We start from the raw sequence: 26,524 nt of genomic DNA on the forward strand, positions 1-26,524 counted from the left end.
CGCTCAGCGGTCGTAGTCGACGGTCACCCGGTCGGTGAGCGGGCGGGCCTGGCAGGTCAGGACGTACCCGGCGGCCAGCTCCTTCTCCTCCAGGGCGAAGTTGCGGCGCATCTCCACCTCGCCCTCGGTGACCAGGGCGCGGCAGGTGCCGCAGACTCCGCCCTTGCAGGCGAACGGCAGGTCGGGCCGGGAGCGCTGGGCGCCGTCCAGAATCGAGCGGTCGCGCGGCAGGCAGAGCGTGCTGCCGCGGCCGTCGAGCACGACGGTCACCTCGCTCTGCGGGCCCGACCCGCCGTCGGCCGAGGCGTCCGTCCGGTCCCAGTCCTCGTCGCGCTCCGGGAGCGGCTCGTCCTCGGCGTGGAACAGCTCCTGGTGCACCCGCTCGCCCGGCACATCCAGTTCGGCGAGCAGGTCCTTGGCCCCGGTGACCATGCCGAACGGGCCGCACAGCCACCAGTGCCCGACGCTCCCGACGTCCACCAGCGCCGCCAGCAGCGCGCGGACCCGCTCCGGGTCCAGCCGGCCGCTGAGCAACTCGGCGTCCCTGGTCTCCCGGGAGAGCACGTGGACCAGCTGGAAGCGGCCGAGGTAGCGGTCCTTGAGGTCGGCCAGCTCGTCCGCGAACATCACGGTGTCGCTGCGCCGGTTGCCGTAGAGCAGGGTGACGGTGGAGCTGAGGTCGGCGGCCAGCACGGAGGCGGCGATCGACAGCATCGGGGTGATGCCGGATCCCGCCGCGAGCAGCACGTGGTCGGCCGGAACCCCCAGCTCGGGGGTGAACAGGCCGGACGGCGTCAGCACCTCCACCTCCTCGCCGGGCTTCGCCTCGCGCACCAGCCAACGCGAGAACAACCCGCCGGGCACCTCCCGGACGGCGATCCGCAGCGGCCCGCCGTCCGGGGCGCAGATCGAGTACGAGCGGCGCTCGTCGGCGCCGTCCACCAGCTTGCGCAGGGTCAGGGTCTGCCCGGGGCGGAAGGCGTACTCCTCCGCCAGCCCGTCCGGCACCGCGAAGGTCACCGCGACGGCGTCCTCGCAGAGCCGCTCGACCCGAGCGATCCGCAACCGGTGGAAGGTCGGACGGCGGGCGGGGCGGATGCCGGTCGCGGACCCGGTGTCGACGGACGCGGAGACCACGGACCCGGTGTCGACGGACGCGGTGTCGACGGACGCGGGAACAGCGGCGGCGGGAACGGCGGAGCCGGCGGCGGCGGAAGCGGCGGGCATTCAGATCTCCTTGACGCGTTCGAACGGCTCGCGGCAGGCCCTGCAGCGCCAGAGCGCCTTGCAGGCGGTGGAACCGAAGCGGGACAGCTCCTCCGTGTCGGTCCCGCCGCACTGCGGGCACGGCACGGGGGGAACGGTGCCCGGCCCGGCCGCGGTCGGGGCCCCGGAGCGGGTCGGGCCGAGAGTGAGCGCCACCGGTCCGGTGGCGGCCGCGACGGCGGCGGTCGGGTGCGGTGGGGCGATGCCCGCCTCGGCGAGCTTGCGGCGACCCTCGGCGGTGATCAGGTCGGTGGACCACGGCGGGTCCAGCCGCAGCCGCACCCGGACGTCCGGGTAGCCGGCCGCGCGCAGCCGGCGGTCCACATCGGCGGCCATCTCGGCGACGGCGGGGCAGCCCGAGTAGGTCGGGGTCAGCCAGGCGGTGACGGTACCGCTGCCGCCGTCCACCTCGACCCCGGCCAGGACGCCCAGGTCGGCCAGGGTGAGCATGGGCAGCTCCGGGTCCGGGACGGCCGCGGCGACGGCCCAGGCCACGTCGCGGGTCGTCGGTTCCGTCGCGCCCGCCATGCCCGCCATGCCCGCCGTACCCGTCGCGACCTCGTCGGTCACGATGCCGTCGGTCGCCACGTCGTGGGTCGCCATGTCGTGGGTCACCATGTCGTGGGTCACCATGTCGCCCCCGGGTGGGCTCGGGCCAGCACCTGGAGCTCGGCGAGGAGCGGGCCGAGCGCCTCGGTGTGCACGCCGTCCCGGCCGGCCCGGCCGAGGACGGTGGCCAGCGGCGGCGCGTCCGGCAGGGTCAGCCCGGCCTCGGCGAGGACGGCGGTGAGCGAGCGCAGCACCGGTTCGCGCAGGGTCGCCGGGTCGACACCCGCCCGCAGCTCCACCGGGTGCGCCGTGAACAGTTCCTCAAGCAGTGGCCAGACCGCGTCCAGCCCGGCCTGCATCCGCTCGGCCGAGTACGGCGTGCCGTCGCCGAGACGAAGCGTCCAGGCGGTCGCGTACTCCCGGTGGTAGGCGAGCTCCTTGACACCCCGGGTGGCGACCGCGGCCAGCACCGGATCGGGGTGCGCGCTCAGCGCCTCGTACAGGGCGCCGCGCGCGGTGGCGAACAGCAATAGCCGGGCGATCGAGTACGCGAAGTCGCCGTTCGACGTCTCCACCAGGCGGACGTTGCGGAACTCGTGCTCCTCGCGCCAGTACGCCAGGTCGTCCTCGGTGCGGCCGGTGCCGTCCGCCTGCCCGGCCCGGGTGAGCAGCAGGCGGGCCTGGCCGAGCAGGTCGAGGCCCAGGTTGGCGAGCGCGACCTCCTCCTCCAGCTCGGGCGCCCGGGTGCACCACTCGATCAGCCGCTGCGCGAGGACCAGGGCGTCGTCGCCCAGCATCTGGCAGTAGGCGGCGAGGTCGGCGCCGTCCAGACCGGCGGGCAGCGTGGTGTCCACGCCGAGCAGCGGGTCGGCGAAGCCCGTCCCGTACGCCCAGCGGCCCTCGCCCTCGGGTCCGGGGGCGGCGTCGGCGAGGCTGAGGTAGACGTGGTCGTCCTGGCCGCCGCCCGGGCCGGCGCCGGTGCTGGTTCCGGTGGTGGAGGTGGTGTGGTCGTGCACGGTGGCTCCCCCGTCAGATGTGCGGGACATCCTCGGGGATGTCGTAGAAGGTCGGGTGGCGGTAGACCTTGTCGCCGCTGGGATCGAAGAACGGGTCGCGCTCGTCCGGGGTGGAGGCGGTGATCGCGTCCGAGCGGACCACCCAGAGGCTCACACCCTCGTTGCGCCGGGTGTACAGGTCGCGGGCGGCGAGCAGCGCCATCCGGTCGTCGGCGGCGTGCAGCGAACCGACGTGGACGTGGTTCAGCCCCCGCCGGGGGCGCACGAACACCTCGTACAGCGGCCAGCCGGCCTTGGACCCTGCCGGGGAGCCAACCTGGGGCTCGGTCACTTTCCGTTCTCCTGTTCGGTGGCTTCGGTGAGTCCGGGGGCTTGGGCGGCTCCGGGGGCTTCGACGGCTCCGGCGGTTTCGGCAGCCTCGGCGGCTCGGGCAGCCTCGGCGGCGCGTTTGGCCGCGTAGGCGACGGCGGCCTCGCGCACCCAGGCGCCGTCCTCGTGGGCGGCACGGCGGCGTTCGATCCGCTGGGCGTTGCAGGGGCCCTGGCCGTGGATGACCCTGGTCAGCTCGGACCAGTCCGGCTCACCGAAGTCCCAGCCACCGCGCTCCTCGTTCCAGCGCAGCTCCGGGTCAGGGAGCGTGACCCCCAGGTGCTCGGCCTGCGGGACGGTCATGTCGACGAACCGCCGGCGCAGCTCGTCGTTGCTGTGCCGTTTGATCCGCCAGGCCATCGAGCGGGCGCTGTTCGGCGAGTCGGAGTCCGAGGGGCCGAACATCATCAGCGACGGCCACCACCAGCGGTCCACCGCGTCCTGGACCATCCGGCGCTGGGCCTCGGTGCCGCGCATCAGCGTCATCAGGAGCTCGTAGCCCTGGCGCTGGTGGAAGGACTCCTCCTTGCAGATCCGCACCATCGCGCGGGCGTACGGGCCGTAGCTGCACCGGCAGAGCGGGACCTGGTTGCAGATCGCGGCGCCGTCCACCAGCCAGCCGATCACCCCGACGTCGGCGAAGGTGAGGGTCGGGTAGTTGAAGATCGAGGAGTACTTCTGGCGGCCGGAGATCAGCTTCTCGGTGAGCTCTGCGCGGTCGACGCCGAGGGTCTCGGCGGCGGCGTAGAGGTAGAGGCCGTGACCGGCCTCGTCCTGGGCCTTGGCGAGCAGGATGGCCTTGCGGCGCAGGGACGGCGCCCGGGTCAGCCAGTTGCCCTCGGGCTGCATGCCGATGATCTCGGAGTGTGCGTGCTGGGCGATCTGGCGGATCAGGGTGGCCCGGTAGGCGTCGGGCATCCAGTCCCTGGGCTCGATCCGCTGCTCGGCGGCGACGACCGCCTCGAACCGGTCCTCCGGCGTCTGCGCGGGGACCGCCTCGGCCACCTCTGCTGTCACCACAGTCCCCTCTCGTGTCCTGCCCGTCCTGCCCGGTCGGTTGCCGGAACGCCCGATCAACCAACCGACTGACCGTTCGGTCGGTACCATTCTGCGCAGCGGGGCGGAGGGATGGCAAGGTGCGAAACAGATAACAGCTGACAGATTCTGAAATCTGTCAGCTGCTATCTGTCGACTGTCATCTGTTCGCCGGCGCCTGTCGGCCGTTGTCCGTCCGCTGCCCTCTGATCGCCGGCGTCCGTCTACTGCCTACCGTCCACCGCTGTCGGCTGTCAGCTGCCGACCGTCAGCGGCTCACCGCAACGCCTCACCCCTCCGCGCGGTCACGCAGTCGCGGCAGCGGAACGGCGAGCAGCGCCGCCAGCAGTGCGATCCGGGGGGCGATCTGGTCGAGCCGGATGTATTCGTGCCGGGCATGGGCCCCAGCACCGACCGCCCCGAAGCCGTCCAGGGTCGGAAGCCCGCGCGAGCCCGGCAGGTTGGTGTCCCCCGCCCCGCCCGCCGGACCGCCGTCCAGCTGCTGACCGAGCACCGCGGCCAGCGAACGCACGTGCCGCAGCAGCGGGTTGCCGGTCCGCTCGGGCCAGGCCGGACGGCTGGACAGCACCTCCGTACGAACCCGGGCACCCGGACGCAACGGGGCGAGCCGGGCGAGGTCGTCGAGCGTGCGGCGCTGCGCCTCGACGGTGGCGAAGCGCAGCCCCAACTCGGCCTCGGCCCGGCCGGCGACCACGTTGGCACGCGAACCACCGCTGATCCGACCGGCGTTCAGCTCGGTGCCGGGCTGGCCGGCGAGGTCCCGCACCACCACCAGCTGGTCCACCAGCTCGTCGACCGCGGACACCCCGTCGTGGGCGTCGTTGCCCGCATGCGCCTCGCGGCCGGTCACGGTGAGCCGTACCCGGGTGCTGCCGCGCCGCGCGGTCTTCAAGCGACCGTCGGGGTGCGGTGGTTCGAGCCCCAGGACCGCCGCGGCGCCGCGCAACTGGCGCTCGACCAGGCGCCGCCCGTCCGGGCTGCCCACCTCCTCGTCGGAGACCACGACCAGGCGCACGGTCCGGTGCGGGCGCTCACCCAGGTCCGCGAGCAGCGACAACGCGCTCTCCAGGACGGCGAGTCCACCCTTCATGTCGACCACGCCGGGGCCGGTGAGCCGGCCGTCCTGCTCGGTCACCGGCCAGTCCGCGAGGGTACCGACCGGCCAGACGGTGTCGTGGTGCCCGACGATCAGCAGGTGCGGCAGGGACTCGTCCCGGCCCTCCCACTCCAGCACGAGGTGGTCCCCGGCCGGTCCGGGCTCACGCCGGGCGGTGGCACCGGTGGCACGGAAGCCGGCCGCCAACTCCTCGGCGAGGGCGTCGAGTCTGGGCGCGTCCCCGCTGGGGGACTCGATCCGCGCCAGATCGGCACAGCGCCGCCGGACTGCTCCGGCGAGGGTACGGGCCCGGGCGCTGAGCGCCTGCGGCACACCGGGAAGCGCCGTGGTGGCGGTGGAGGCCCCGGGGGTGGCGGTGGTGGCCGGGCCCGCCGCGGGCTTTCCGACCGTGCTCCTCGGCACCGCGGTCGTCGCCACCGTGTTCTTCGCGACGACGGCTTTGGCGAGGGACGACTTCGTGAGGGCGGACTTGGCCACCGCGGTCTTGGCTGCCGTGGTCTTGGCTACCGTGCTCTTGGCCGCTGCGGTCTTGGCGACGGCTGCCGTGGTCACGGCGGTCTTCGCCGCGCCGGTCGCTACCGCGGCGGCCTGAGCCGAGGCGGCCGGAACCGCAGTGGCCTGAGCCGCAGCGGCAGTTGCGGTGCCGGTGGTGGCGCCCGCAGCGATGACGGTGCCGGTGGCACCGACGGTGGTGGCGGCAGTGGTGGTGGTGGCGGCAGTGGTGGTGGTCGCGGTGGTCGTGGCGGCTGCGGCGAGGGCCTCGCCGTCGGTGACGGCCGGGACGGTGACCGGCGTCGGGTCGGGTTCCACGGCGGCGCCCGGCACGGCGGGCGCCCCGACGATCTGGGGACTCAACGCTCGCCTCCGCGACCACCGCCGGTATACAGCGGCCGTACCGGCCGACCGCTCCCACCCGGGTACCAGGCCCGGCCGGACCGCACCGGTCGACCGGGGTGATGGGCGGCCCATCGAATCGGCCCGTCTGGCCCAAGTACGGTGGAACGGCTGGGCGGCGTGCTTGGCATGTGCGTCCTCCTCGCTCGATCCGGGGGCCCCGGTCCGCCCGGAGCCCCCGTGGACGGTGGCCTCCTGGCAGCGGGCGCAATGGCCGTACCGCCGCAGGGAAGCCGAGATGTGAGCCTAGAAGAACCGTTCGGTTTCCTGCGAGGTGGCCCTGCTCCCAGCGTGCCGGTACCGGGCCCCGCTTCGGAGGCCGCCCGTCCACGATCGGCGCGGGCGCTCGGCGCGCGGGCCTGGATCGGCGCGCGGACGCGGTCGCCGGATCGCGCCCATCTCCACCATGGACCCGCCGCCCGAGTTCGGCAGCGCAAACGGCCAAGGCACGGCAATTCCACGCCGGATGGGTGACAGCGGCTCAGCATGCGATACGAACCGGGAGCACGCGGCGGCTCAGGGAAGCCCGCTGCACCGCCCACCCCGACTCCGGGGGAACGTCCGGGGAACACCCGCGTGAACACCGGCCGGTGCCGTGCCCCGGTGTGCCCCTCCGAGCCTCGACGTGCCTCGGTTGCCCGCCCGGACACGACAGGGCGGCACCCCTGCACGGCGGGAGCAGGCCCGACACGGACGTGCACGAATGTGTGCGAGCGTGCGCGACCGACCGGAACCCCGGTGCGCGGTCCCGGCCGCAGTCGCTCTCCGCCGTTCGTCCTCAGCCACCGTCGCCCACCAGCCCGGCATCGCGTGCGAGCAGCGCCGCCTGGACCCGGTTGCCGACACCGAGCCCGGTCAGGATCCGGCTGACATGCGCCTTGACGGTGCTCTCGCGCATTCCGAGCACGCCCGCGATCTCGGCATTGGAGAGGCCGTCGGCGAGTTCGCACAGCACATCGGTCTCCCGCGGGGTGAGCCCGGCGACCCGGTGACGGGCTGCCACCGACCGGGGTGCCCCGACCCGGTGGTAGCGGTCGATCAGTCGCCGCGCGGCCGCCGGGTGCAGCATCCCCTGACCGCCCGCGACGACGTGGACGGCCCGAGCGATCTCCGCGGGCGGGGTGTCCTTGAGCAGGAAGCCGTCCGCCCCGGCCGCGAGCGCCTGGTACACGTACTCGTCCAGATCGAAGGTGGTGAGGGCGATGACCCGTGGGCCGTCCGGGAGTTCGCGCAGCCGCCGAGTGGCGGCGATCCCGTCGAGCCTGGGCATCCGGATGTCCATCAGCGCGACGTCGATCCGCCGGCAGCCGGCGATTTCGACGGCTTGCAGCCCGTCGGCGGCCTCGGCGACCACGGTGAGTGCCGGGTCCTGGGCCAGGAGGTCGACCAGGCCGAGGCGAACCAGCGCGTCGTCGTCGACCACCATTGTTCGGATCATGCGGCACCCTTCGGCTGCTGCTTCGGCTCCTGCTCCGGTTCCATCGGCTCCTCCGGTTCCATCGATCGCTCCGGTCCCGTGGATCGCTCCGGGTGGTGCGCCCCTTGCACCCCTTCCGGCGACTGCCGTGCCCCTCCAATTCCTTGCCCGGGTCTCCCCTGTCCGGATCCCCCCTGCCCCGGCCCCGGCCCCTGCCCCGGCCCCGGCCCCTGCCCCTGCCCCTGCCCCTGCCCCTGCCCCTGCCCCGGAGACGCCCGCGCCGGGTCCGACGACGCGCGCCCCGGTGGTGGTGGCGAACCCTGGCCCGGGACGGGAGCCGGGTCGGCCACCAGCTGCGGCGGGCGGTCCGGCGCGGGCAACCGGGCGGAGAGCCGGAAGCCGCCGCCACCCTCCGGACCGGCGTCGAGGTGGCCGCCGAGGGCCTCGACCCGTTCGGCCAGCCCGACCAGCCCGTACCCGCCGCCGGCACCCGGCCCGTCCGGCATCGCCTCGCCCGGGCCGTTGCGGACCTCGACCGTCGTCGCCGGCGCGCCGTAGCCGACCCGGACGGTGACGGGCGCGGCGTGCGCGTACTTGCGGGCGTTGGTCAGCGCCTCCTGGACCAGCCGGTGCACGGCCAGCCGGTGGGTGGTCGGGATGGTCTCCGGGTCTCCCGAGAGGGCGAGTTGGACCCGTTGGCCAGCCTGGGTCGCCTCGCCGACGAGTTCGGTGAGGTCGCGCAGGGCGGGCGCCGGGACGCTCCCGGCCTCGGCCGGCACGGGCGGATCACCTCCCGCGGCGCGCGGGGCCGGTGGGTCGGCCCGCAGCGCGCCCAGGACGTCGCGCAGATCGTCGAGCGATCGGGCGGCAGTGGTGCGCAGCAGTTCGAGTCGGTGGGTGAGGCGGTCGGTGTCCGCGGCGACGGTACCGGCCCTGGCCTGGTCGCGCAGCACCCCGGCGTGCAGCACCAGGAGGCTGAGCCGGTGGGCCAGCACGTCGTGCATCTCCCGGGCGATCCGGGCGCGTTCGGCGGCTCGGGCCTGGTCGGCACGCAGCTCGCGCTCGCGGCGCAGCGCGTCGACCTGCTCGTGCAGGGTGCGGATCAGCACCCGTCTGCCGTGCAGCCACAGGGCGACTGCCAGGACGGCGGCCTGGACGAGGAGTTGGGACCCGGCGGTGCCGGCCCAGCCGATCAGCGAATCCGCACCCGCCGCACTGCCCACCACGATGGCCGCGCCGCCCGCCACCGCCGGGCCGGTCCGGCCCAGGTAGGCGAGGTGGAAGACGCTGAACAGGCCGGGGAAGGCCCGGTTGAACGACCCGCCGGTGAGCACCGGCAGCACGGCCGAGGCCACCGGGTAACGGCGGGCGAAGACGAGCGAGAGCGCGGCGAGCGCGGCAACGACCGTGCGCGGCAGGCGCAGTGGACCGTCGGAGCGCGTCCACTGGACCAACGCCTCCTCGATGCCCAGGCCGAGCACTCCGAGCAGCAACAAGGTATCGGTCCCGGCCCGGTGGTCCGGCCCGTACCAGCCGAGCACACTCCTGCGCATGACGCCCCTCCTTCCCTCTCCCCCGCCCCGAAAGCCTTCCGCAGGTTCGGTGTTCGGTACCTCGGGCTCGATGCTAGGGGCGCTCGACCGTGGAACACCTCTGTCTTCCGGGTAACCGCACCCTCGACTTTCGTCGGGGGTCGGCGCCACTGACCGGCCGATTCGCGGCGGCCCCGTCCTGCCTAGCGTCGACGACATGACCAGTGAACGGCTCCACCACGGCCCCAAGTCCCTTTCCCCCCCGTACGGTTCGTCCTTCGGCGGGGACCGCCTGCTGTTCCTCGCCGAGGCTCTGCGCACCTTCCACGACACCGGCGCGCTGGCCCCGAGCGGCCCCGAGCTGGTGAACGCGCTGGTGGTACCGGTCACCAGCCGCCCGAACCGTCCGATCTCGGTGCTGGAGGTCGGCGCCGGAACGGGCGTGGTGACCCGCCGGCTCGCCCGCGTGCTGCGCCCGGGTGACCGGTTGCACGTCGTCGAGGCCAACCCGCGGTTCGCCGAGCGGCTCCGGGAAGACCCCGTCCTGGCCGCGCGCCACCCCGGCATCGGGCTGCGGCTGTCGGCCTGCCGGGTCGAGGAGCTTCCGGAGTCCCGTGCGGCGGAGCCGGAGGGAGCCCGGCCGGAGGACTGTACGCAGCGGTACGACGCGATCGTGTCCGGGCTCCCGTTCACCAACTTCGAGCCCGCGCGGGTACGCGACATCCTCGACCTCTACCTGCGGCTGCTGGCACCCGGCGGCGAGCTGACGTACTTCGGGTACCTCGGCACGACGACGGCGCGCACCCTCACCTCGGGCCCCCGCCGGGGCGCCCGCCACCGGGCGGTGGTGCGGCTGCTGCGGGGGTTCGAGGCGGCGTACGGCCTGGGCGAGCGCACGGTGTGGCGCAACGTGCCGCCCGCCCGTGCCTACCTGCTGCGGGCGCCGGGCGGACGCGAGGCCTGGGCGCCGGTCGGGAGCGCGGCCGGTGAGCCGACGGCCGCGGCGAAGAAGACGTGGACGGAGCGGGCGGAGACGGAGGGGACGGGGACGGGTACGGGGACGACCGGCGATCGACGGGCGGGGCGGCCCCGGTCGCCCGATGACGGACCGGGGCCGGGCCCGGCCGCGACTCTCCGGCGGTGAGGAGTCTCGATGACCCTCTCGGTACGTGACGCGGAAGCCCGCAACCGCTTCGAGGCCTGGGAGGACGACCGGCCGACGGGCTTCGCCGAGTACCTGCGCGGCGACCAGCTGGTGGTCTATCCGCACACCATGGTCGAGCCCGCCTTCGAGGGCCGGGGCATCGGCAGTGCGCTGGCCCGCGCAGCCCTGGACGACGCCCGCGCCCGCGGCCTGGCCGTGCTGGCGACCTGCCCCTTCATCAAGGGCTGGATGCTCCGCCACCCCGAGGTCACCGATTTCGCGTACGAGAACCGCAGCCGGGTCGCCCGCTGACGGCCGGCGGGCAGCCGTGTCGCGACCGTTCGGGCAGCTGCGGCGGAGGTGGCTGATTCAGGGGGGCGTTCGTCCGAACAAATGACAACAGACAGAGTTCAACTTTCAGATAACAGACGACAGCGAACAGATTTTGAAATCTGTTCGCTGTTGTGCCACAGTGGCGCCCGAGCCACCCTGCCCCCGCCTCCCGGCGCCGCACCCGCCCCTTGGAGTCCCCGTGTCCCCGCACACCCGCCCCGCCCAGCGCACTCTCGGCACCACCGGGCCGGTCACCTCGGCCCTCGGCCTGGGCTGCATGGGCATGTCCGACCTGTACGGCCCGGCCGACGAGGCCGAGAGCATCGCCACCATCCACGCGGCCCTCGACGCCGGAATCACCCTCCTCGACACCGGCGACTTCTACGGCATGGGCCACAACGAGCTGCTGATCCACGAAGCGCTGCGCGGCCGCGACCGCGAGAGCGTGCAGATCAGCGTGAAGTTCGGCGCCCAGCGCGGCCCCGACGGCCAGTGGCTCGGCTACAGCACGAGCCCCGCCGCCACCAAGACCGCGCTCTCCTACACCCTGCGCCGCCTGCGCACCGACCACATCGACGTCTACCGCCCGGCCCGTCTGGACCCGGACGTCCCGATCGAGGAGACCGTCGGCGCCATCGCCGACCTGGTGAAGGCCGGCTACGTCCGCCACATCGGACTCTCCGAGGTCGGTGCCGACACCCTGCGCCGGGCCGCCGCCGTCCACCCGATCAGCGACCTTCAGATCGAGTACTCGCTGCTCTCCCGCTCGATCGAGGCCGCCGTCCTGCCCGCCGCCCGCGAGCTCGGCATCGGCATCACCGCCTACGGCGTGCTCTCCCGCGGCCTGCTCAGCGGCCACTGGGACCGGGAACGCGCCCTCGCCGGCACCGACTTCCGCAGCCACAGTCCGCGCTTCCAGGGCGAGAACCTGGCCCACAACCTGGCGCTGGTCGAGGCCCTGCGCGAGATCGCCGCCGCGCGGGGCGCGACCGTCGCCCAGGTCGCCATCGCCTGGGTGGCCTCGCGCGGGCAGGACGTCGTCCCGCTGGTAGGCGCCCGCCGCCGGGACCGTCTGACCGAGGCCCTCGGCGCGCTCGACGTCACGCTGACCGGGCCCGACCTCGCCGCCGTCGAGGCCGCCGTACCCGCCGGCGCCGCCGCAGGTGACCGGTACGCTGCCGCACAGATGGCCCACCTGGACAGCGAGCGCTGACCGCACCACCGGCGCCGCCGCACCACCCGACCGCACGACCCAAAGGACGGACCTCCCCGTGACCACGGACACCACACTCACCGCCGAGCAGATCCTGATCGCGGCGGAGGACGTCCTCCGGCGGTTCGGCCCGGCCAAGGCCACCGTCGTGGACGTCGCCCGCATCCTCGGCGTCAGCCACAGCAGCGTCTACCGCCACTTCCCCAGCAAGTCCGCGCTGCGCGAGGCGGTCACCCAGCGCTGGCTGGACCAGGCGCACCACGAGCTGGCGACCGTCTCCAACGAGGGCGGCCCCGCCTCCGAGCGGCTGCACCGCTGGCTGAGGACGCTGTTCACGGCCAAGCGAAAGAAGGCGCTGGACGACCCGGAGCTGTTCGCCACCTACATGGTGCTGGTCGAGGAGAACAGCGGCCTGGTGAACGCCCATGTCGACACCCTGGTCGACCAGATCGCGCAGATCGTCACGGACGGCACGGAGCGCAAGGAGTTCAAGCTCGCCCACATCCGCAACACCGCCCGCGCCGTCTTCGACGCCACCGGCCCCTTCCACGACCCGGCCTACGCGTCCACCTGGTCCACGCCCGGGGTCGACGACCGCTTCGAGGCCGTCTGGAAGCTCGTCCTCGGTGGCCTGAAGGTGAAGTGACGGAACGCCAGCACATAGGGCGCCGGCGAGCGGCGGGAAATCCGTTCGCCGGCGCCCCGCCCGTCCGGCAGACTGCCGCGCACAGTTGATCTCACTCGGAGGATGACATGCGTGCGGCCCGCCCGGTCCTGGACAGCCTGGAGGGGCTCGCTCTCGGCGACCGCTGGTTCTCGGTCCCGCCGGACGAGGCACCCGCCGCGCTGGCCGCCCGCCTGGTCCGGCGCGCGCCCTGGCACTGGACCGACGACACCGCCATGGCGCTCGTGCTGGTCCGCCACCTGCTCGGTGCGGGAGAGGTCCGGCCGGACGCGCTCGCCCGGGAGTTCGCCGCCGAGTACGCCCGCGAGTACGGCCGCAAGTACGGCCCGTCGATGCACCGGGTACTGCGCGGGATCGGTGCCGGCGGGGACTGGCGCGCCATCACCGCGGGCCAGTTCGAGGGCCAGGGATCGCACGGGAACGGCGCCGCGATGCGGGTCGCCCCGCTGGGGGTCTGGTTCGCCGACAACCTCGACACGGTGGTCCGGCAGGCCGAACTGCAGGCGCTCACCACCCACTTCCACCCGGAGGCGGTCGCCGGCGCGGTGGCGGCCGCCCTCGCGGCGGCGCTGGCGGTCCGGAGCCGGGGCGGAAGCCCGCCCGGCCGGGCCGAGTTGCTGACCGAGGTCGCCGGACGGCTACCGGACTGCGAGGTCCGCTCCGGGCTGCGGATCGCCGCCCGGCTGCCCGGGCACACCAGCGTCCGGCACGCCGCCGCCGTGCTCGGCTCGGGGACCCTGATCTCCGCCCCGGACACCGTGCCGTTCGCCCTCTGGTCCGCGGCCGGGCACCTGGACTCGCTGTCCGAGGCCGTCTGGCACACCCTGGAGGGCTGGGGCGACAAGGACACCACCTGCGCCATCGCCGCCGGCGTGGTCGCCGCCCGGACCGGACTCGCGGACGTGCCGCCCGGCTGGCTCGCCGCCCGCGAGCCGCTCCCGAACTGGGTCGCCGAGGCGTCCGGGGCGTCCGGCCTCAGGCCGGCGGTCAGCGGCGGGTGATGAAGCGGAACACCTTGTAGGCGAGGAGCAGGACCATCGCGCCGCCGATCGCCGACACCCAGGTCGTGATGTCGAGGAAGCTCACCTTCACCGCCCCGTGCATCCAGTTCGACACGATCCAGGTGCCGATGTAGGAGCCGGTGATCCCGATCAGGGTGCTGCCGATCAGGCCGCGCTCACCCCTCGACATCGCCATCCTGGCCAGCGTCCCCGACACCAGGCCCAGCACGATCCACGCCATCCAGCTCATCCGCCGCCCCTTGCGTCATCGGTGTGACGACCCCGTCGAGCCCCCGGGTCCGACCGGAAGGACGTACGAGAGCCCCGCACCGTTCCAGCGCCCGGAAGGACCGGTGCGAACCGGCCATCCGGGCGCGGCCGCTCCGGGCGGCGGACCCCCTCACGGCAGGCCACCCCGTGGCCTCCCGGGTACCGGTGACGGAACGAACCCGGCCGTCAGCGGCGCGAGTTGCCGAACAGCAGCCGGTAGACGATCAGCAGCACCAGGGCACCGCCGATCGCCGACACCCAGGTCGCGGCGTCGAAGAAGTGCGCGGTGACCGAGCGGTGCAGGAAGTGCGACGCGATCCAGCCGCCGACGAACGATCCGGCGATGCCGATCAGGGTGGTCACTATCAGGCCGCCCGGGTCCTTCCCCGGCAGCAGCAGCTTGGCCAGCGCACCCGCCAGCAGGCCCAGCACGATCCACGCGACGATGCTCATGCCGACATCCCCTCCCGTCCGCGGCGCCCCGGGCCCCGCCCCGTGCGCTCTGCCCGGAAGGACGCCTCCGCCCGCCACCCGGTTCCGCCACCCGGTTCCGCCGCAGGGATCTGACGGGGTCAGCCACGTGGTCAGCCACGGCGCCCGCCACCTGCAGGCCGGCGTTCGATACCGGTCAGCGGGGCCGGACCGCCCCCGCGCGTGGCGCCCTTCCTGCCCGCCGCCGACGCCGAAATACTGCGACCATGCGCATCCTGATCGCCACCGCCGGCTCCCGGGGCGACGTGGCCCCCTTCACCGGGCTCGGCGTCCGCCTGCGGGCGGCCGGACATCAGGTGGCCGTCGCGACCCACGACACCTTCGCCGGGCCCGTACGGGCCGCCGGGCTGGAGTTCCGCCCGCTACCGGTCGACCCGCGCGCCGAACTCGCCTCCGCCGAGGGCCGGCGCCTGCTGCGGGCCGGCAGCGGACCGAGTGGAATCCTGCAACTCCTGCGGCTCGCCAGGAGGTTCATGCCCGCACTCGGCAAGGGCATCGCCGATGCCACGGCGCTCGGCACCGATCTGCTGCTGACCACCAGCACCACCAGCGCGCTCGGCCAGGTCGCCGCCGAGGCGGCCGGCATCCCCAGCATCGGGCTGTACCTCCAGCCCCTCTCCCCCACCCGGGAGTTCGCGCCCGCCGTCACCGGCACCCGATCGCTCGGCCGGTCCGGCAACCTGCTGGCGGGGCACGCCGTCCAGGCCGCGACGGACCGGCTCTTCGGGCCGGCCGTCCGCGGGCTGCGGCAGCAACTCGGCCTGCCACCGCTCGGCGTCACCCGGGCCCGTCGCAAGCACCCCGTCCTGCACGGCTTCTCGCCGCTGGTGGTGCCCCGGCCCGCCGACTGGCACCCCCGGCTGGACGTGGCGGGCTACTGGTGGCCGCCCGAGCGGCCGGACTGGACACCCCCGGCCCGGCTGCTCGACTTCCTCGCCGCCGGACCGCCGCCGGTCTTCGTCGGCTTCGGCAGCCTGGTCGTCCCCGACCCCGACCGGCTCACCGCCACCGTCCTCGCCGCCGCCCGCGCCGCCCGGGTGCGCCTCCTCCTCCAGTCCGGCTGGAGCGAACTGGCCGCCGAGGACTCGGACTCCGTCCTGACCATCGGCGACACCCCGCACGACTGGCTCTTCCCCCGCACCGCCGCCGTGGTCCACCACGCGGGCGCCGGAACCACGGCGGCCGCCCTCCGCTCCGGGACTCCCACCGTCCCCGTACCCGCCCAGCTCGACGCACCGTTCTGGTCCGCCCGGCTGGCCCTGCTCGGCGTCTCCCCCGGCCCCGTCCCGCTGCGCACCCTGACCCCCGCCCGCCTCGCCGCCGCCCTCCGCCTGACCCTCGACGGCCCCCGCTACCGCACCCGCGCCCGGGCCGTCGCGGCGGTCCTGGCCGTCGAGGACGGCACCGCGAAGGTCCTCGCCGCCGTCGACCGGGCGGCGGCAGCGGCCGGGTGAGGAACGACCGGCGGCAGCGAACGGCGGGCGACAGGCGACAGGCGACAGGCGACAGGCGACGAACAACGGCGAACAGCGAACAGCCGACAACCAACAGCTGACAGATTTCAAAATCTGTCAGCTGTTCGCCGTCATCCGTCAGCCCTCCCCCGCCCGCGCAACTCCCCTCCCGAACAGCCCGCTCAGCCCCAGGTACACCACGGCCGCCGCCGCGAGCCCAACGGCCCAGCCGTAATCGGCGAGCGGCTTGAGGACGGGAATCAGGCCGTCCGCCGGGAACGGACCCTGCTTCGCCCCATCGGCGTCAAGCGTGGAGTACGAGCCGCCGACCGCCAGCATGCCGCCCACCAGGAGCGCCGTGACGGCCCTCCAGTTCCAACCGGCCGCGTACCAGTACGCCCCGCCCGGCCGGTACAGCTCGGCGAGCCGGAGGCGGGTGCGACGCAGCACCCAGTAGTCGGCGATCAGCACTCCGCCGACGGTGCCGAGCAGGCCGCCGACCACGCCCAGCCAGGTGAAGATGTACACGTGCGGGTCGGAGATCAGCCGCCACGGGAGGATCGCGATCCCGACCACCCCCGTGATCAGCGCCCCGGTCCGGAAGCCGACGAGGCGGGGCAGCAGGTTGGCGAGGTCGTAGGCGGGCGACACGACGTTGGCGGCGATGTTCACCGACAGCGTCGCGACCAGCACGATCAGCAGCGCGAACAGGATGCCGACCGGGTTCTCCATCTTGGCGGCCAGCTGGATCGGATCCCACACCGGCACCCCGTAGACCGCCTCGGAGCCAGAGGTGACCAGCACGGACAGGAACGCGAAGAGCGTCATCGTGGTCGGCAGGCCGAGCGCCTGCCCGCGTATCTGAGCCCGCTGACTGCCGCCGAAGCGGGTGAAGTCGGGGATGTTCAGCGCGAGCGTGGACCAGAACCCGATCATGCCCATCAGCGCCGGGAAGAAGACCTTCCAGAAGCCGCCGCCCCACCCCAGCCTGGACGGCTGGTCGAGCAGCGGCCCGAGCCCGCCCGCCTTGACGGTGATCCACACCAGCAGCGCGAGCGCGCCGACGATGACGAACGGCGCCGCCCAGTTCTCGAACCGCCGCAGGGCCTCCATCCCCCGCGCGATGATGGCCATCTCGATCAGCCAGAACAGCAGGAACGAGAGCCACTGGGTCCACGGGTGTCCGCCGAACTCACCGGCGGTGCGCCAGGATTCACCGAGCAGTTTGCCGGCCAGCAGGAAGATGCCCTCGCCGCCGATCCAGGTCTGGATGCCGAACCAGGCGCAGGCCACCGCCGCCCGCAGCAGGGCCGGCAGGTTGGCGCCGCGCAGCCCGAACGAGGCGCGGGCGAAGACCGGGAACGGGATACCGTACTTGGTGCCGGCGTGCCCGGTGAGCAGCATCGGGACCAGCACGACGAGGTTCGCGAGTGCGATGGTCAGCACCGCCTGCTTCCAGTCCATGCCGAGCGCGACCAGGCCCGAAGCCAGGGTCCAGGACGGGATGTTGTGGGCCATGCCGACCCAGAGCGCGAGGAAGTTGTACGTGGTCCAGGTGCGCCGCGCTACCGGGACCGGCCGCAGGTCGTCGCTGGTGAATCCATTGGGGGGCAACTGTCCGGCGGCCGGGCCGAGTTCGACCCGGCCGTCGGGGTGGTGCAGCTTTCTGCTGCCGCTGGCTTCGGTTCCGGACACGGACAACTCCCGTCCGCCGCGGCCGAATCCGCGGCCGGGCTCAGGTGGGGGTCAGGGGCGGGTTCACAAGCAGGCTCACGGTCGGCTTCACGGACAGGTTCACGGGCAGCTTCACGGCCGGGTTCACGGCCGGGTTCACAGACAGGCACACAGGATGGTTCACGATCGGCGGCACGGTCAGGACGCCACACGGGGCTGCGCGGGCCGGCGTCACAGGTGCGGGATGACGTCCGTCCCGTACGCGTCGATGGTGGCCTCGATGGCGTCGTGCATGGCGTAGACGGCGAACTGGTCGACGCCGAGCGAGCGGAGCTCCACCAGCCGGGCCCGGTGCGCCTCCGCCGGGCCGATCAGGCAGAAGCGGTCGACGATCTCGTCCGGGACGAAGGCCGTGTCCGGGTTCCCGGCCCGCCCGTGGTGGCTGTAGTCGTAGCCCTGCCGGTCCTTGATGTAGTCGGTGAGCGCCTCCGGCACCAGGTCGGAGTGCTCGCCGTAGTGGCTGACCAGGTCGGCCACGTGGTTGCCCACCATCCCGCCGAACCAGCGGCACTGCTCCCGGGCATGGGCGAGCGCCTCGGGCGAGTCGTCGGCGGTGACGTAGGCCGGGGCGGCGACGCAGACGGTGATCGAATCCGGATCCCGGCCGGCCTCGACGGCGGCGGCCCGCACCGCCTTGACCATGAACTCGGTGAGGTACGGATCGGCCAGCTGCAGGATGAAACCATCGGCCTGACGGCCCGTCAGGTTCAGTGCCTTCGGACCGTACGCCCCCATCCAGATCGGCAGCGACGCGCCGGAGCGAACCCACGGCAGGTGCATCTCGGTGCCGTCCACCTCGGCGGTGCGCCCCTCGGCCAACTCCTTGATGGCGTGCATGGCTTCGGAGAGCCGGGCGAGGGTGGCGGGGCGCCGTCCGGCGACCCGCATGGCGGAGTCGCCGCGGCCGATGCCGCAGACGGTCCGGTTGCCGTACATGTCGTTGAGCGTGGCGAAGGTGGAGGCGGTCACCTCCCAGGTGCGGGTTCCGGGGTTGGTGACCATCGGGCCGACGGTCATCCGCTCGGTCTCGGCGAGGATCCGGCTGTAGATGACGAAGGGCTCCTGCCAGAGCACGCAGGAGTCGAAGGTCCAGCCGTGGCTGAAACCGGCCTGCTCGGCGCGGATCATCCGGTCGATGAGCAGCCGGGCGGGCGGGTCGGTCTGAAGGACGAGGCCGATGTCCATGGAGGGCTCCAGGTAAGGGTTCTGCCCGCCGCCGACCGGCCCCCGATCGGAGCGGCGGGCGGACAGCGGTCGGACGGCGAGCGATGAGACGGCGAGCGGTCGGACGGCGAGCAGGAAGGCCGGGCAGCCCGGCCCGGTCTGCAACGACCAGGCGGCGCCAGGTGACGCCGCACGGCGGGAGGGGCGGGAAGCGGGAGAGGGCTCAGACCAGGTACTGGCAGGTGTCCCGGCGCAGGAAGGCGCCGTGGCCGGCCCGGCCGAGCCAGGTGCCGTCGTCCAGCACGACGGTGCCGCGCGACATCACCGTCCGTGCCCGGCCGGTGAGTCGGCGGCCCTCGTAGGCCGAGTAGTCCACGTTCATGTGGTGGGTCGCGGCGGAGACGGTCTGCACCACGGTGGGGTCGTAGACCACCAGGTCGGCGTCGGCGCCCGGGGCGATCGTGCCCTTGCGCGGGTGCAGGCCGAACATCCGGGCCGGGGTGGTGCAGGCGATCTCGACCCAGCGGCGCCGGCTGATGTGCCCGTCCACCACGGCCTGGTGGAGCAGGTCCATCCGGTTCTCGACGCCGGGCAGGCCGTTGGGGATCTTCGAGAAGTCGCCCCGGCCCAGCTCCTTCTGGCCGACGAAGCAGAACGGGCAGTGGTCGGTGGAGACCACCTGGAGGTCGTTGGTGCGCAGCCCGCGCCAGAGCGCCTCCTGGTGCTCGCGCGGCCTGAGCGGCGTGCTGCACACGTACTTGGCGCCCTCGAAGCCGTCGGCGCCCTCCTCGGCGAGGTTGTCGGTGGAGAGGAAGAGGTACTGCGGGCAGGTCTCGCCGAAGACGTTGAGGCCGGTGTCCCGGGCCTGGGCGATTTCGGCGAGCGCGGCGGCGGCGGAGACGTGCACCACGTAGAGCGGGCTGCCGGCCACCTGGGCGAGCTTGATCGCCCGGTGGGTGGCCTCCGCCTCCAGCAGTTCGCGGCGGACCTCGCCGTGGTAGCGGGGGGCGGTCCTCCCGGCGGCGAGCGCCTGTTCGACCAGGACGTCGATGGCGATGCCGTTCTCCGCGTGCATCATGATCAGCCCGCCGTTGGCGGCGCCGCGCTGCATGGCGCGCAGGATGCGGCCGTCGTCGCTGTAGAAGACGCCGGGGTAGGCCATGAAGAGCTTGAAGGACGTGGACTCGCCGGAGTCCACGAGGGCGTCCATCTCCTTCAGCACGGCGTCGTTGACGTCGGAGACGATGGTGTGGAAGGCGTAGTCGATCGCGCAGTTGCCCTCGGCCTTGGCGTGCCAGGCGTCCAGGCCCTCGCGCAGCGAGCCGCCGACCGGCTGGACGGCGAAGTCCACAATGGTGGTGGTGCCGCCCCAGGCGGCGGCCCGGGTGCCGGTCTCGAAGGTGTCGGAGGCCGCGGTGCCGCCGAACGGCAGTTCCATGTGAGTGTGGGCGTCGACGCCGCCGGGGATGACGTAGTGGCCGGTGGCGTCGATGACGGTGTCGGCGGTCCAGGCCCCGGCGGCGGAGCTGCCGGTGGCGGCGAGGGCGGCGATGCGCTCGCCCTCGATCAGGACGTCGGCGTGGACCTCCTCGGTCGCGGTGATGACGAGGCCGCCCCGGACGACGGTGCGCTGGTGCGGGTCGCGGGCGGCCCGCACGTCGTTGGTGGTCATCGCGCTGCTCCTCACGCCTCGGCGAGCGGTCCGTAGGCGTCGGGCCTGCGGTCGCGGTAGAACGCCCACTGCTGGCGGACCTGCTCGATCAGGCCGAGGTCGAGGTCGCGGACGACGAGTTCCTCCTCCTTGTCGGAGGCGACGTCGCCGACGAACTGGCCGCGCGGGTCCACGAAGTAGGAGGTGCCGTAGAAGTCGTTGTCGCCGTACTCCTCGGTGCCGACGCGGTTGATCGCGGCGACGAAGTACTCGTTGGCGACGGCGGCGGCGGGCTGTTCGAGCTGCCAGAGGTAGGCGGACAGGCCGCGGCTGGTGGCCGAGGGGTTGTAGACGATCTGCGCGCCGGCCAGGCCCAGGGCGCGCCAGCCCTCGGGGAAGTGGCGGTCGTAGCAGATGTACACACCGACCTTGCCGACGGCGGTGTCGAACACGGGCCAGCCGAGGTTGCCGGGCTTGAAGTAGTACTTCTCCCAGAAGCCCTTGACCTGCGGGATGTGGTGCTTGCGGTACTTGCCGAGGTAACTGCCGTCGGCGTCGATGACGGCGGCGGTGTTGTAGTAGACGCCGGGCTGCTCCTCCTCGTAGACCGGGACGACCATCACCAGCCCGAGTTCGCGGGCGAGTTCCCGCATCCGGCGCACGGTCGGGCCGTCGGGAACGGCCTCGGCCCAGCGGTAGTGCTCGGCCTCCTGGACCTGACAGAAGTACGGGGAGTTGAAGACCTCCTGGAAGCCGATGATCTTCGCGCCCTGGGCGGCGGCCTCGCGGGCGTACCGCTCGTGGAGCGCGATCATGCTCTCCTGGTCGCCGGTCCAGCGGGTCTGGACGAGCGCGGCACGGACGATCTGCGACATGGGTACCTCCGCAACTCCGCGGTCCGGCCGTGCGGTCGGGCCCGCGGTCTGAGGGTTGACGGGGCGGGTCTGACCCGCGGTTCCGCTCGGGGAACCACAGGGTCTACGTGCGTAGAAAGCGATCTGTAGACGGTAGGCCCGGCCTCGGTGGCCTGACAATACGTTGACGGAAACGCGTCTGGGGAGATCTTGTTGCGCGGACACGCGGGCGGTCCCGGGTGCGATGAAAAGACGATCTACCCCAGGAGTCACCTCCTTACTCGTTCGAGTGAAACCGAACGCCCGGGGTGCGCACATGGCGATGGCCGGGTAAGAGCCCGCGTGAACTTCGCTGTGGATCCGATGGACCGTCAGTCCTCACTGGTTTCATACGAGTTCGACGGCTCGGTCACGGGGGATCGAGGCGACCGAGCGGGGGTGACGATGACGGTGGTGCGGAATTCCGCGGCGGAAACGGCGGAAGCTGCGGGAGCAGCAGGCACGGCGGGAGGCGAGGCGGGAGGCGAGGTTCCGGCCGGTACGACGACGACGGGCGGAAGCCCCGCGGCTCGGTCGCCCGCGCTGCCCGCCGGGGCCGGCCTGCTGCTCGCCCTCGGCGCACTGGTCCCGGTCGTCCTCGGCGGGCTGCTGTTCCGGCACCTGGCACCGCACGTACCGGACGTCGCCCTCCAACTGGCCGGGTCCCGTGCGGCCGCCGAGGCTGTGGTCGGAGAGCGCGTCGCGGACCACCTGGCCGCACTGCGGGCCGACGGCTGGCTGATCGGCGGCTACGCGCTGACGCTGCTCGCCACTGCACTGCTCGGTGGGTACGTGCTCGGACCGGCACGCCGACGGCTGCCGGCGCTCGCGGTCGGCGCCGCCGGACTGCTGGCGGCCTGCTGCGACCTCGGCGAGGACGCGTTGCTGTGCGCGGGGCTCGACGGCCTCCGCCCCGGCACGGGCGGCTCCGGCATCTCCTCCGACACCCCCTTCGCCGCCGCCACCGCGCTCGCCACCGTCAAATGGCTGCTGCTCCTGCCCGCCGGGGCGGTCGCGGCAGGGCTCCTGGTGGTGACCGCCACCCGCGCCGTACGCGGGCTCCGGCCGGCGCGGGCGGGCGCGAAGGCCCACGGCACCGACTCCCCCGAGCGCCCGGCGCTGGTCCCGCCCTGGCCGATCGCCACCCGGCACGGCGCCCCACCGGCCGCCGCCGCCGCGCCTCCGGACGCCCACGGCCCGCCGGGCGCCCGGGACACCCCGGTCCGGCACGCCCGCTGGCGCGACGCCGCCCGGGTGCCGCCCGGCCGCGAACCCGCCGAACTCGGCTTCTGCGCCTCCGGCGGCGGCATCCGCTCGGCCTGCGTCACCCTCGGCGCGCTCCAGTCGCTGCGGCCCTGGCTGAAACGGGCCCGCTACCTCGTCTCCGTCTCGGGCGGCGGCTACACCGTCGGCGCGCTCCAGCTCGCGCTCAGCGACTCGGCGCCCGGCAGTCCGGTGCACGCCGTCTCGGGCCTGACGGCCGACACCGTGATGGAACCCGGCTCCCCCGAGGAGGACCACCTCCGCCGGCACGGCAAGTACGTCGCCGACGGCCCCGGCGAGTGGCTGGTCGCCCTCGGGACGCTGCTGCGTGGCGTCCTGTCCGCGCTCACCCTGCTGCTGGCCGCCGTCCTGACGCTCGGCCTCGGACTCAGCCGCTGCTACCGGGCCGTACCGCTCACCGACCTGAGCCACCTGGCGGCCGCCGGGCTGCGCCACACCGACGCCGTACCGGGCCCGTTGGAGTTCCGGGTGCCCGCACTCGCCGCCCTCGGCGTGCTGCTGGCCACGGCCGCCGGGTGCTGGCTGCTCTGGCTGCTGGCCTTCCCGTCGCTCGGCTGGCAGGCGCTGCTGCCACGCGCACTGCGCCGGGCCGGCCTCGGCCTCCTCGGGCTGGCCGCCCTGCTGGCCGTCGGGGTGCTGGCGGTGCCGGAGCTGGCCTGGGGCGCGGTGCGGCTGCAGCAGGCGCTGGCAGCCGGGCCGCAGCTGACCGGCGCGGGTCTCGGCCTGACCGTGGCGCTCAGCTACCTGGCCCTGCTGCTCGGCATACTCTGGCGCGACCGCCGGTCGCCCGGCCGGGGTGCCACCCCACCGGGCACGGCGGGCACGGCGGGCACGGCAGAGCGCGGTACCGGCCGCGGCGCGGGCCGTCCCCACGGTGGTCGTGCCGCCGGCCTGCCCCAGACCCTCGTGGTGTGGTCCGCCCTCCTGGCGCTGACGGCCGGTGCGCTGCTGGCCCTCGGCTGGGCTGTCGCCACCGGCTACGCCTGGCCGACCTCCGTCCAGGTGCTGCTGCCGGTGCTGCTCGGCGCGGTCGGGCTGAACCTCGACCAGACCTGGATGAGCCTGCACCCGTTCTACCGGCTGCGACTGGCCTCGGCGTTCGCGGTCCGGCGCGCCACCGAGGGCGGCCGGTCGGTGGCCCGCCCGTACCACTTCTTCCGGGAGCAGACCTGGCTGAGCCACTACGGCGCCCGGCGCCCCGACTTCCCCCAGGTGATCTTCTCGGCGGCGGCCAACCTGTCGGGCAACTCTCGTACGCCGCCTGGCCGTCCGGCGGTCTCCTTCTCACTCTCGTACGACTACGTGGGCGGTCCGGACATCGGGTACGCGCGCACCGACCTGCTGGAGCGGCGCACCCGTCCGCACATCGCCCGGGACCTCACCGTGCAGTCGGCGATGGCCGTGTCCGGCGCGGCCTTCTCCTCCGCGATGGGGCGGGAATCCCGGGTCCACCAGCGGCTCTTCGCGGTGACCAACGCCCGCCTCGGCACATGGCTGCCCAACCCGGCGGTGCTCGGCCCGGACTGGTCCGGCCCACCGGACTGGCGCCGCCCCGCGCAGCCGGCCGTCCGCCGCCTCCCGTACCAACTGCGGGAGCTGATCGGGCGGTTCCCGGCCGACGACCGCTTCCTGCTCACCACCGACGGCGGCCACTACGAGAACCTCGGGCTGGTCGAGCTGCTGCGGCACCGGGTGGACACGGCGGTCTGCATCGACGCCAGCGGGGACGCGGGCTACGCCGTCAAGCTGGCCGCCGCGATCACCCTGGCCCGCGAGGAGCTGGGCGTCGTCATCACCCTGCACGAGCCCGAACTGCTGATCCCCGGCAGCGCCGCCGACCTGCCGACCGACCTGCCGACCGACCTGCCGTGCGCCCGACCCACCGACCGACCCGCCGGGGGCGGCGCGGACGACGGCGCGAAGGCCCGCACGAACGACCGCGCGATCCGTCGGCCACCCTTGCGCGGGCTCGCGGCACAGCTGTCCGCCCGGCTCTCGGCCCGGGCGGTGATCACCGGGGACATCCACTACCCGGACCTGGACGAGGGGCCCGGGGCAGTCCGGCACGGCCGGCTGGTCGTCCTCCAGGCGGTGCTGACCCCCGACATGCCGTACGAGCTGCACGCCTACGCGATGGCGAACCGGGCCTTCCCGAACGACCGCACCAGCGACCAGTGGTTCGACCACCAGCAGTTCGACGCCTACCAGATACTCGGCCGCCACCTGGGCGAGCAGGCCGCGCCCCTGGTCGAACAGGCACTGGCCGACCAGGCACTGGCCGACCAGGCACTGGCAGGACCGGCGCCGGGCGCCGGCGGGCCGGTACCCGCGCAGCCGACGGGCGACACCGCGTCGGCGCCGCCCGCCACGAGTCCACCGGTTCCGCGCCACCGGGTCGAGGAGTAGAGGCCGAGGAGTGGACGAGGGGCGGTCGAGAAGGACGGTCGAGGGGTCCTCGAAGGGCGGTCCGACCGGGGGCCGACGGGTCCGCCCGGCACCGGCAACGGACGGCGGCGGGCCGCCGGCCCGGCTTGACTTCGTCCGGTTCGCTCGGGAAAGATCCGGCGCATGGACTCCGGCGCCACTCTGGTCTGCCGCCTGCACGTCGATCTGCGACGCCAGGCGAGTTCCATCTGTGCCTGTTGACCTTGTTCTCCTCCGCCGGTCCCGCCCTGTGACGTCCACCAGGTCCCGCGCCGCGCACCCGTACCCGCAGTTCTGACTCCTGCCCCGCCCCGGCGCACCCGTTCGTGCCGAGCCGCTCCGTCGGCCCGCGCCCGTCCGACGCCGCCGGACGCCGGGCGCTTCCCGCCGACGTTCCCGCCGCACCCGAGGACGCCCCATGAGCCCGAGCCCGAGCATCAGCCGCCACACCCGCCCGGCCATCGGCCCCGAAGCCGACATCGACGCCGCCACCGGCGGTGGCGCCGGCGCCATCGCCGGTACCATCACCACCGTCGGCATCACCACCGCCGACGCCATCGGCACAACCACAGCCACCGGCTCCGCGAGCCCGGCGAGCGCCCCCGAGCCACCACCGCCGCCGCCCGCCGGGGACACCCCCGCGCCGCTCACCCCCAGCACCCTGCGGACCATCGTCCGCGAGCTGGCCGAGCGGCCCGACGAGTGGATCCACCACGTCCGCCTCTCCACCGAGGAGCGCTGGTACCGCCGCCTGGCGGCCGACGAGGACCACGAGGTGTGGCTGATCAGTTGGCTGCCCGGCCAGTCCACCGGCTTCCACGACCACGGCGGCTCGCGCGGCGCCTTCACCGTCGCCCTCGGCGAGTTGGAGGAGCTGTCCCTCGGCGGCCCTGAGCAGGGCCTGCTGATCCGGCGGATCCCGGCCGGCACCGCCCGCGCCTTCGGCCCCGAGTACGTGCACGACGTGCGCAACACCGCCGTCGGCCCTGCCGTCACCCTGCACGCCTACTCGCCGCCGCTGAGTTCGATGGCGCACTACGACCTGCGGGCCGGCGGGCTCGTCCGCACCTCCGAGGAAGGACCGGAACAATGGTGACCACGATCGACGACCTGGTGGAGCGAGCCCGGCAGGGCGTGCACCGGCCGCGCGCCCGCGAGGCCTACCAGGCCCAGTTGGACGGCGCGCTGCTGGTGGACATCCGTCCGGCGGCGCAGCGGGCGGCCGAGGGGGAGATCCCCGGCTCGCTGATCATCGAGCGCAATGTGCTGGAGTGGCGGCTCGATCCGACGGGCAGTCACCGGATCCCCGAGGCCTCGGGCTACGACGTCGAGGTGATCGTGGTCTGCTCCGAGGGCTACGCCTCCAGCCTGGCCGCCGCTTCCCTGCGTGAGCTGGGGCTGCACCGGGCGACCGACCTGGACGGCGGCTTCGTGGGCTGGGCGGCCTCCGGTCTGCCGACCCGTCAGGGCGGCTGAGGTCGCAGTCGCACCGCGTGCCGGGCGGTAAATCAAGGACAGGAGATGATGCAGGTCATAGTCTGATCAGAGTTTCCGCCGGTCCAAAGC

General features: G+C 73.7%; 24 protein-coding genes. 10 read left to right on the forward strand and 14 right to left on the reverse strand.

Features of this window, described 5'->3' with window-relative positions; genetic code table 11:
• Nucleotides 1-3 precede the first annotated feature (3 nt).
• From paaE to ACWGJO_RS00365, 8 genes are all read right to left on the reverse strand, one after another.
• A complete protein-coding gene (gene paaE, locus ACWGJO_RS00330; RefSeq protein ID WP_452181424.1) occupies nucleotides 4-1,227 on the reverse strand; it encodes a 1,2-phenylacetyl-CoA epoxidase subunit PaaE in 1,224 nt (407 codons plus the stop codon).
• A complete protein-coding gene (gene paaD / locus ACWGJO_RS00335; RefSeq protein WP_452181498.1) occupies nucleotides 1,228-1,794 on the reverse strand; it encodes a 1,2-phenylacetyl-CoA epoxidase subunit PaaD in 567 nt (188 codons plus the stop codon).
• Nucleotides 1,795-1,892: 98 nt separating this feature from the next.
• Nucleotides 1,893-2,831: a 1,2-phenylacetyl-CoA epoxidase subunit PaaC gene (gene paaC, locus ACWGJO_RS00340; protein ID WP_452181425.1), complete on the reverse strand. Its 939-nt coding sequence runs from the start codon at nucleotides 2,829-2,831 to the stop codon at nucleotides 1,893-1,895.
• Between the two features lie 13 nt (nucleotides 2,832-2,844).
• Complete coding sequence (gene paaB, locus ACWGJO_RS00345; protein ID WP_359900510.1) at nucleotides 2,845-3,162, reverse strand: 1,2-phenylacetyl-CoA epoxidase subunit PaaB; 318 nt, start codon at nucleotides 3,160-3,162, stop codon at nucleotides 2,845-2,847.
• Nucleotides 3,159-4,307: a 1,2-phenylacetyl-CoA epoxidase subunit PaaA gene (paaA, locus tag ACWGJO_RS00350; RefSeq protein WP_452181426.1), complete on the reverse strand. Its 1,149-nt coding sequence runs from the start codon at nucleotides 4,305-4,307 to the stop codon at nucleotides 3,159-3,161. Before paaA ends, paaB begins: the two co-directional genes overlap by 4 nt.
• A gap of 217 nt (nucleotides 4,308-4,524) precedes the next feature.
• Entirely contained in the window at nucleotides 4,525-6,228 is a 1,704-nt protein-coding gene (locus ACWGJO_RS00355) for a M20/M25/M40 family metallo-hydrolase (protein ID WP_452181427.1), read from the reverse strand.
• Between the two features lie 817 nt (nucleotides 6,229-7,045).
• Nucleotides 7,046-7,705 carry a response regulator gene (locus tag ACWGJO_RS00360; RefSeq protein WP_452181428.1) on the reverse strand — a complete coding sequence of 220 codons (660 nt, stop codon included), beginning with the start codon at nucleotides 7,703-7,705 and terminating at the stop codon, nucleotides 7,046-7,048.
• Nucleotides 7,702-9,237 carry a sensor histidine kinase gene (locus tag ACWGJO_RS00365; RefSeq protein ID WP_452181429.1) on the reverse strand — a complete coding sequence of 512 codons (1,536 nt, stop codon included), beginning with the start codon at nucleotides 9,235-9,237 and terminating at the stop codon, nucleotides 7,702-7,704. Before ACWGJO_RS00365 ends, ACWGJO_RS00360 begins: the two co-directional genes overlap by 4 nt.
• A 196-nt stretch (nucleotides 9,238-9,433) precedes the next feature.
• Between ACWGJO_RS00365 and ACWGJO_RS00370 the strand changes: the two genes are divergently transcribed.
• From ACWGJO_RS00370 to ACWGJO_RS00390, 5 genes are all read left to right on the forward strand, one after another.
• On the forward strand, nucleotides 9,434-10,360 hold the full coding sequence (locus ACWGJO_RS00370; RefSeq protein ID WP_452181430.1) for a class I SAM-dependent methyltransferase: 927 nt from the start codon (nucleotides 9,434-9,436) through the stop codon (nucleotides 10,358-10,360).
• Nucleotides 10,361-10,369: 9 nt separating this feature from the next.
• A complete protein-coding gene (locus tag ACWGJO_RS00375) occupies nucleotides 10,370-10,672 on the forward strand; it encodes a GNAT family N-acetyltransferase (protein WP_452181431.1) in 303 nt (100 codons plus the stop codon).
• 298 nt (nucleotides 10,673-10,970) lie between these two features.
• The gene (locus ACWGJO_RS00380) at nucleotides 10,971-11,906 is read left to right on the forward strand and encodes an aldo/keto reductase (protein ID WP_387685329.1); all 936 of its coding nucleotides are present in this window, start codon (nucleotides 10,971-10,973) and stop codon (nucleotides 11,904-11,906) included.
• Nucleotides 11,907-11,964: 58 nt separating this feature from the next.
• Nucleotides 11,965-12,552, forward strand: a complete 588-nt coding sequence (locus tag ACWGJO_RS00385) for a TetR family transcriptional regulator (protein WP_452181432.1) — start codon at nucleotides 11,965-11,967, stop codon at nucleotides 12,550-12,552.
• Nucleotides 12,553-12,659: 107 nt separating this feature from the next.
• Entirely contained in the window at nucleotides 12,660-13,592 is a 933-nt protein-coding gene (locus ACWGJO_RS00390; protein WP_452181433.1) for an ADP-ribosylglycohydrolase family protein, read from the forward strand.
• On the opposite strand, the gene ACWGJO_RS00395 is transcribed toward ACWGJO_RS00390, so the two are convergent.
• Entirely contained in the window at nucleotides 13,579-13,842 is a 264-nt protein-coding gene (locus tag ACWGJO_RS00395; RefSeq protein ID WP_359900491.1) for a GlsB/YeaQ/YmgE family stress response membrane protein, read from the reverse strand. The genes ACWGJO_RS00390 and ACWGJO_RS00395 overlap by 14 nt on opposite strands.
• 206 nt (nucleotides 13,843-14,048) lie before the next feature.
• On the reverse strand, nucleotides 14,049-14,315 hold the full coding sequence (locus ACWGJO_RS00400; RefSeq protein ID WP_355254305.1) for a GlsB/YeaQ/YmgE family stress response membrane protein: 267 nt from the start codon (nucleotides 14,313-14,315) through the stop codon (nucleotides 14,049-14,051).
• Between the two features lie 245 nt (nucleotides 14,316-14,560).
• Between ACWGJO_RS00400 and ACWGJO_RS00405 the strand changes: the two genes are divergently transcribed.
• The gene (locus tag ACWGJO_RS00405; protein WP_452181434.1) at nucleotides 14,561-15,808 is read left to right on the forward strand and encodes a glycosyltransferase; all 1,248 of its coding nucleotides are present in this window, start codon (nucleotides 14,561-14,563) and stop codon (nucleotides 15,806-15,808) included.
• Between the two features lie 138 nt (nucleotides 15,809-15,946).
• On the opposite strand, the gene ACWGJO_RS00410 is transcribed toward ACWGJO_RS00405, so the two are convergent.
• The 4 genes from ACWGJO_RS00410 to ACWGJO_RS00425 all read right to left on the reverse strand — a co-directional run bounded on the left by ACWGJO_RS00410 (nucleotide 15,947) and on the right by ACWGJO_RS00425 (nucleotide 21,232).
• A complete protein-coding gene (locus ACWGJO_RS00410; RefSeq protein ID WP_452181435.1) occupies nucleotides 15,947-17,503 on the reverse strand; it encodes an NCS1 family nucleobase:cation symporter-1 in 1,557 nt (518 codons plus the stop codon).
• Between the two features lie 210 nt (nucleotides 17,504-17,713).
• A complete protein-coding gene (locus tag ACWGJO_RS00415; RefSeq protein WP_452181436.1) occupies nucleotides 17,714-18,727 on the reverse strand; it encodes a TIGR03842 family LLM class F420-dependent oxidoreductase in 1,014 nt (337 codons plus the stop codon).
• A 202-nt stretch (nucleotides 18,728-18,929) separates the two neighbouring features.
• On the reverse strand, nucleotides 18,930-20,378 hold the full coding sequence (gene hydA / locus ACWGJO_RS00420) for a dihydropyrimidinase (protein WP_452181437.1): 1,449 nt from the start codon (nucleotides 20,376-20,378) through the stop codon (nucleotides 18,930-18,932).
• Between the two features lie 11 nt (nucleotides 20,379-20,389).
• Entirely contained in the window at nucleotides 20,390-21,232 is an 843-nt protein-coding gene (locus ACWGJO_RS00425; protein ID WP_359900480.1) for a nitrilase-related carbon-nitrogen hydrolase, read from the reverse strand.
• A gap of 432 nt (nucleotides 21,233-21,664) precedes the next feature.
• Here ACWGJO_RS00425 and ACWGJO_RS00430 point away from each other — a divergent pair, with 432 nt between their 5' ends.
• From ACWGJO_RS00430 to ACWGJO_RS00445, 4 genes are all read left to right on the forward strand, one after another.
• Nucleotides 21,665-24,940, forward strand: a complete 3,276-nt coding sequence (locus ACWGJO_RS00430) for a hypothetical protein (RefSeq protein WP_452181438.1) — start codon at nucleotides 21,665-21,667, stop codon at nucleotides 24,938-24,940.
• A gap of 162 nt (nucleotides 24,941-25,102) precedes the next feature.
• Nucleotides 25,103-25,180, forward strand: a complete 78-nt coding sequence (locus tag ACWGJO_RS00435; RefSeq protein ID WP_107086570.1) for a putative leader peptide — start codon at nucleotides 25,103-25,105, stop codon at nucleotides 25,178-25,180.
• A 196-nt stretch (nucleotides 25,181-25,376) separates the two neighbouring features.
• Nucleotides 25,377-26,054, forward strand: a complete 678-nt coding sequence (locus tag ACWGJO_RS00440; protein ID WP_452181439.1) for a cysteine dioxygenase — start codon at nucleotides 25,377-25,379, stop codon at nucleotides 26,052-26,054.
• Nucleotides 26,048-26,434 carry a rhodanese-like domain-containing protein gene (locus tag ACWGJO_RS00445; RefSeq protein WP_359900474.1) on the forward strand — a complete coding sequence of 129 codons (387 nt, stop codon included), beginning with the start codon at nucleotides 26,048-26,050 and terminating at the stop codon, nucleotides 26,432-26,434. The genes ACWGJO_RS00440 and ACWGJO_RS00445 overlap by 7 nt, the downstream gene beginning before the upstream one ends.
• Nucleotides 26,435-26,524 lie beyond the last annotated feature (90 nt).

The sequence above is a fragment of the Kitasatospora sp. NPDC054795 genome (assembly GCF_053611565.1).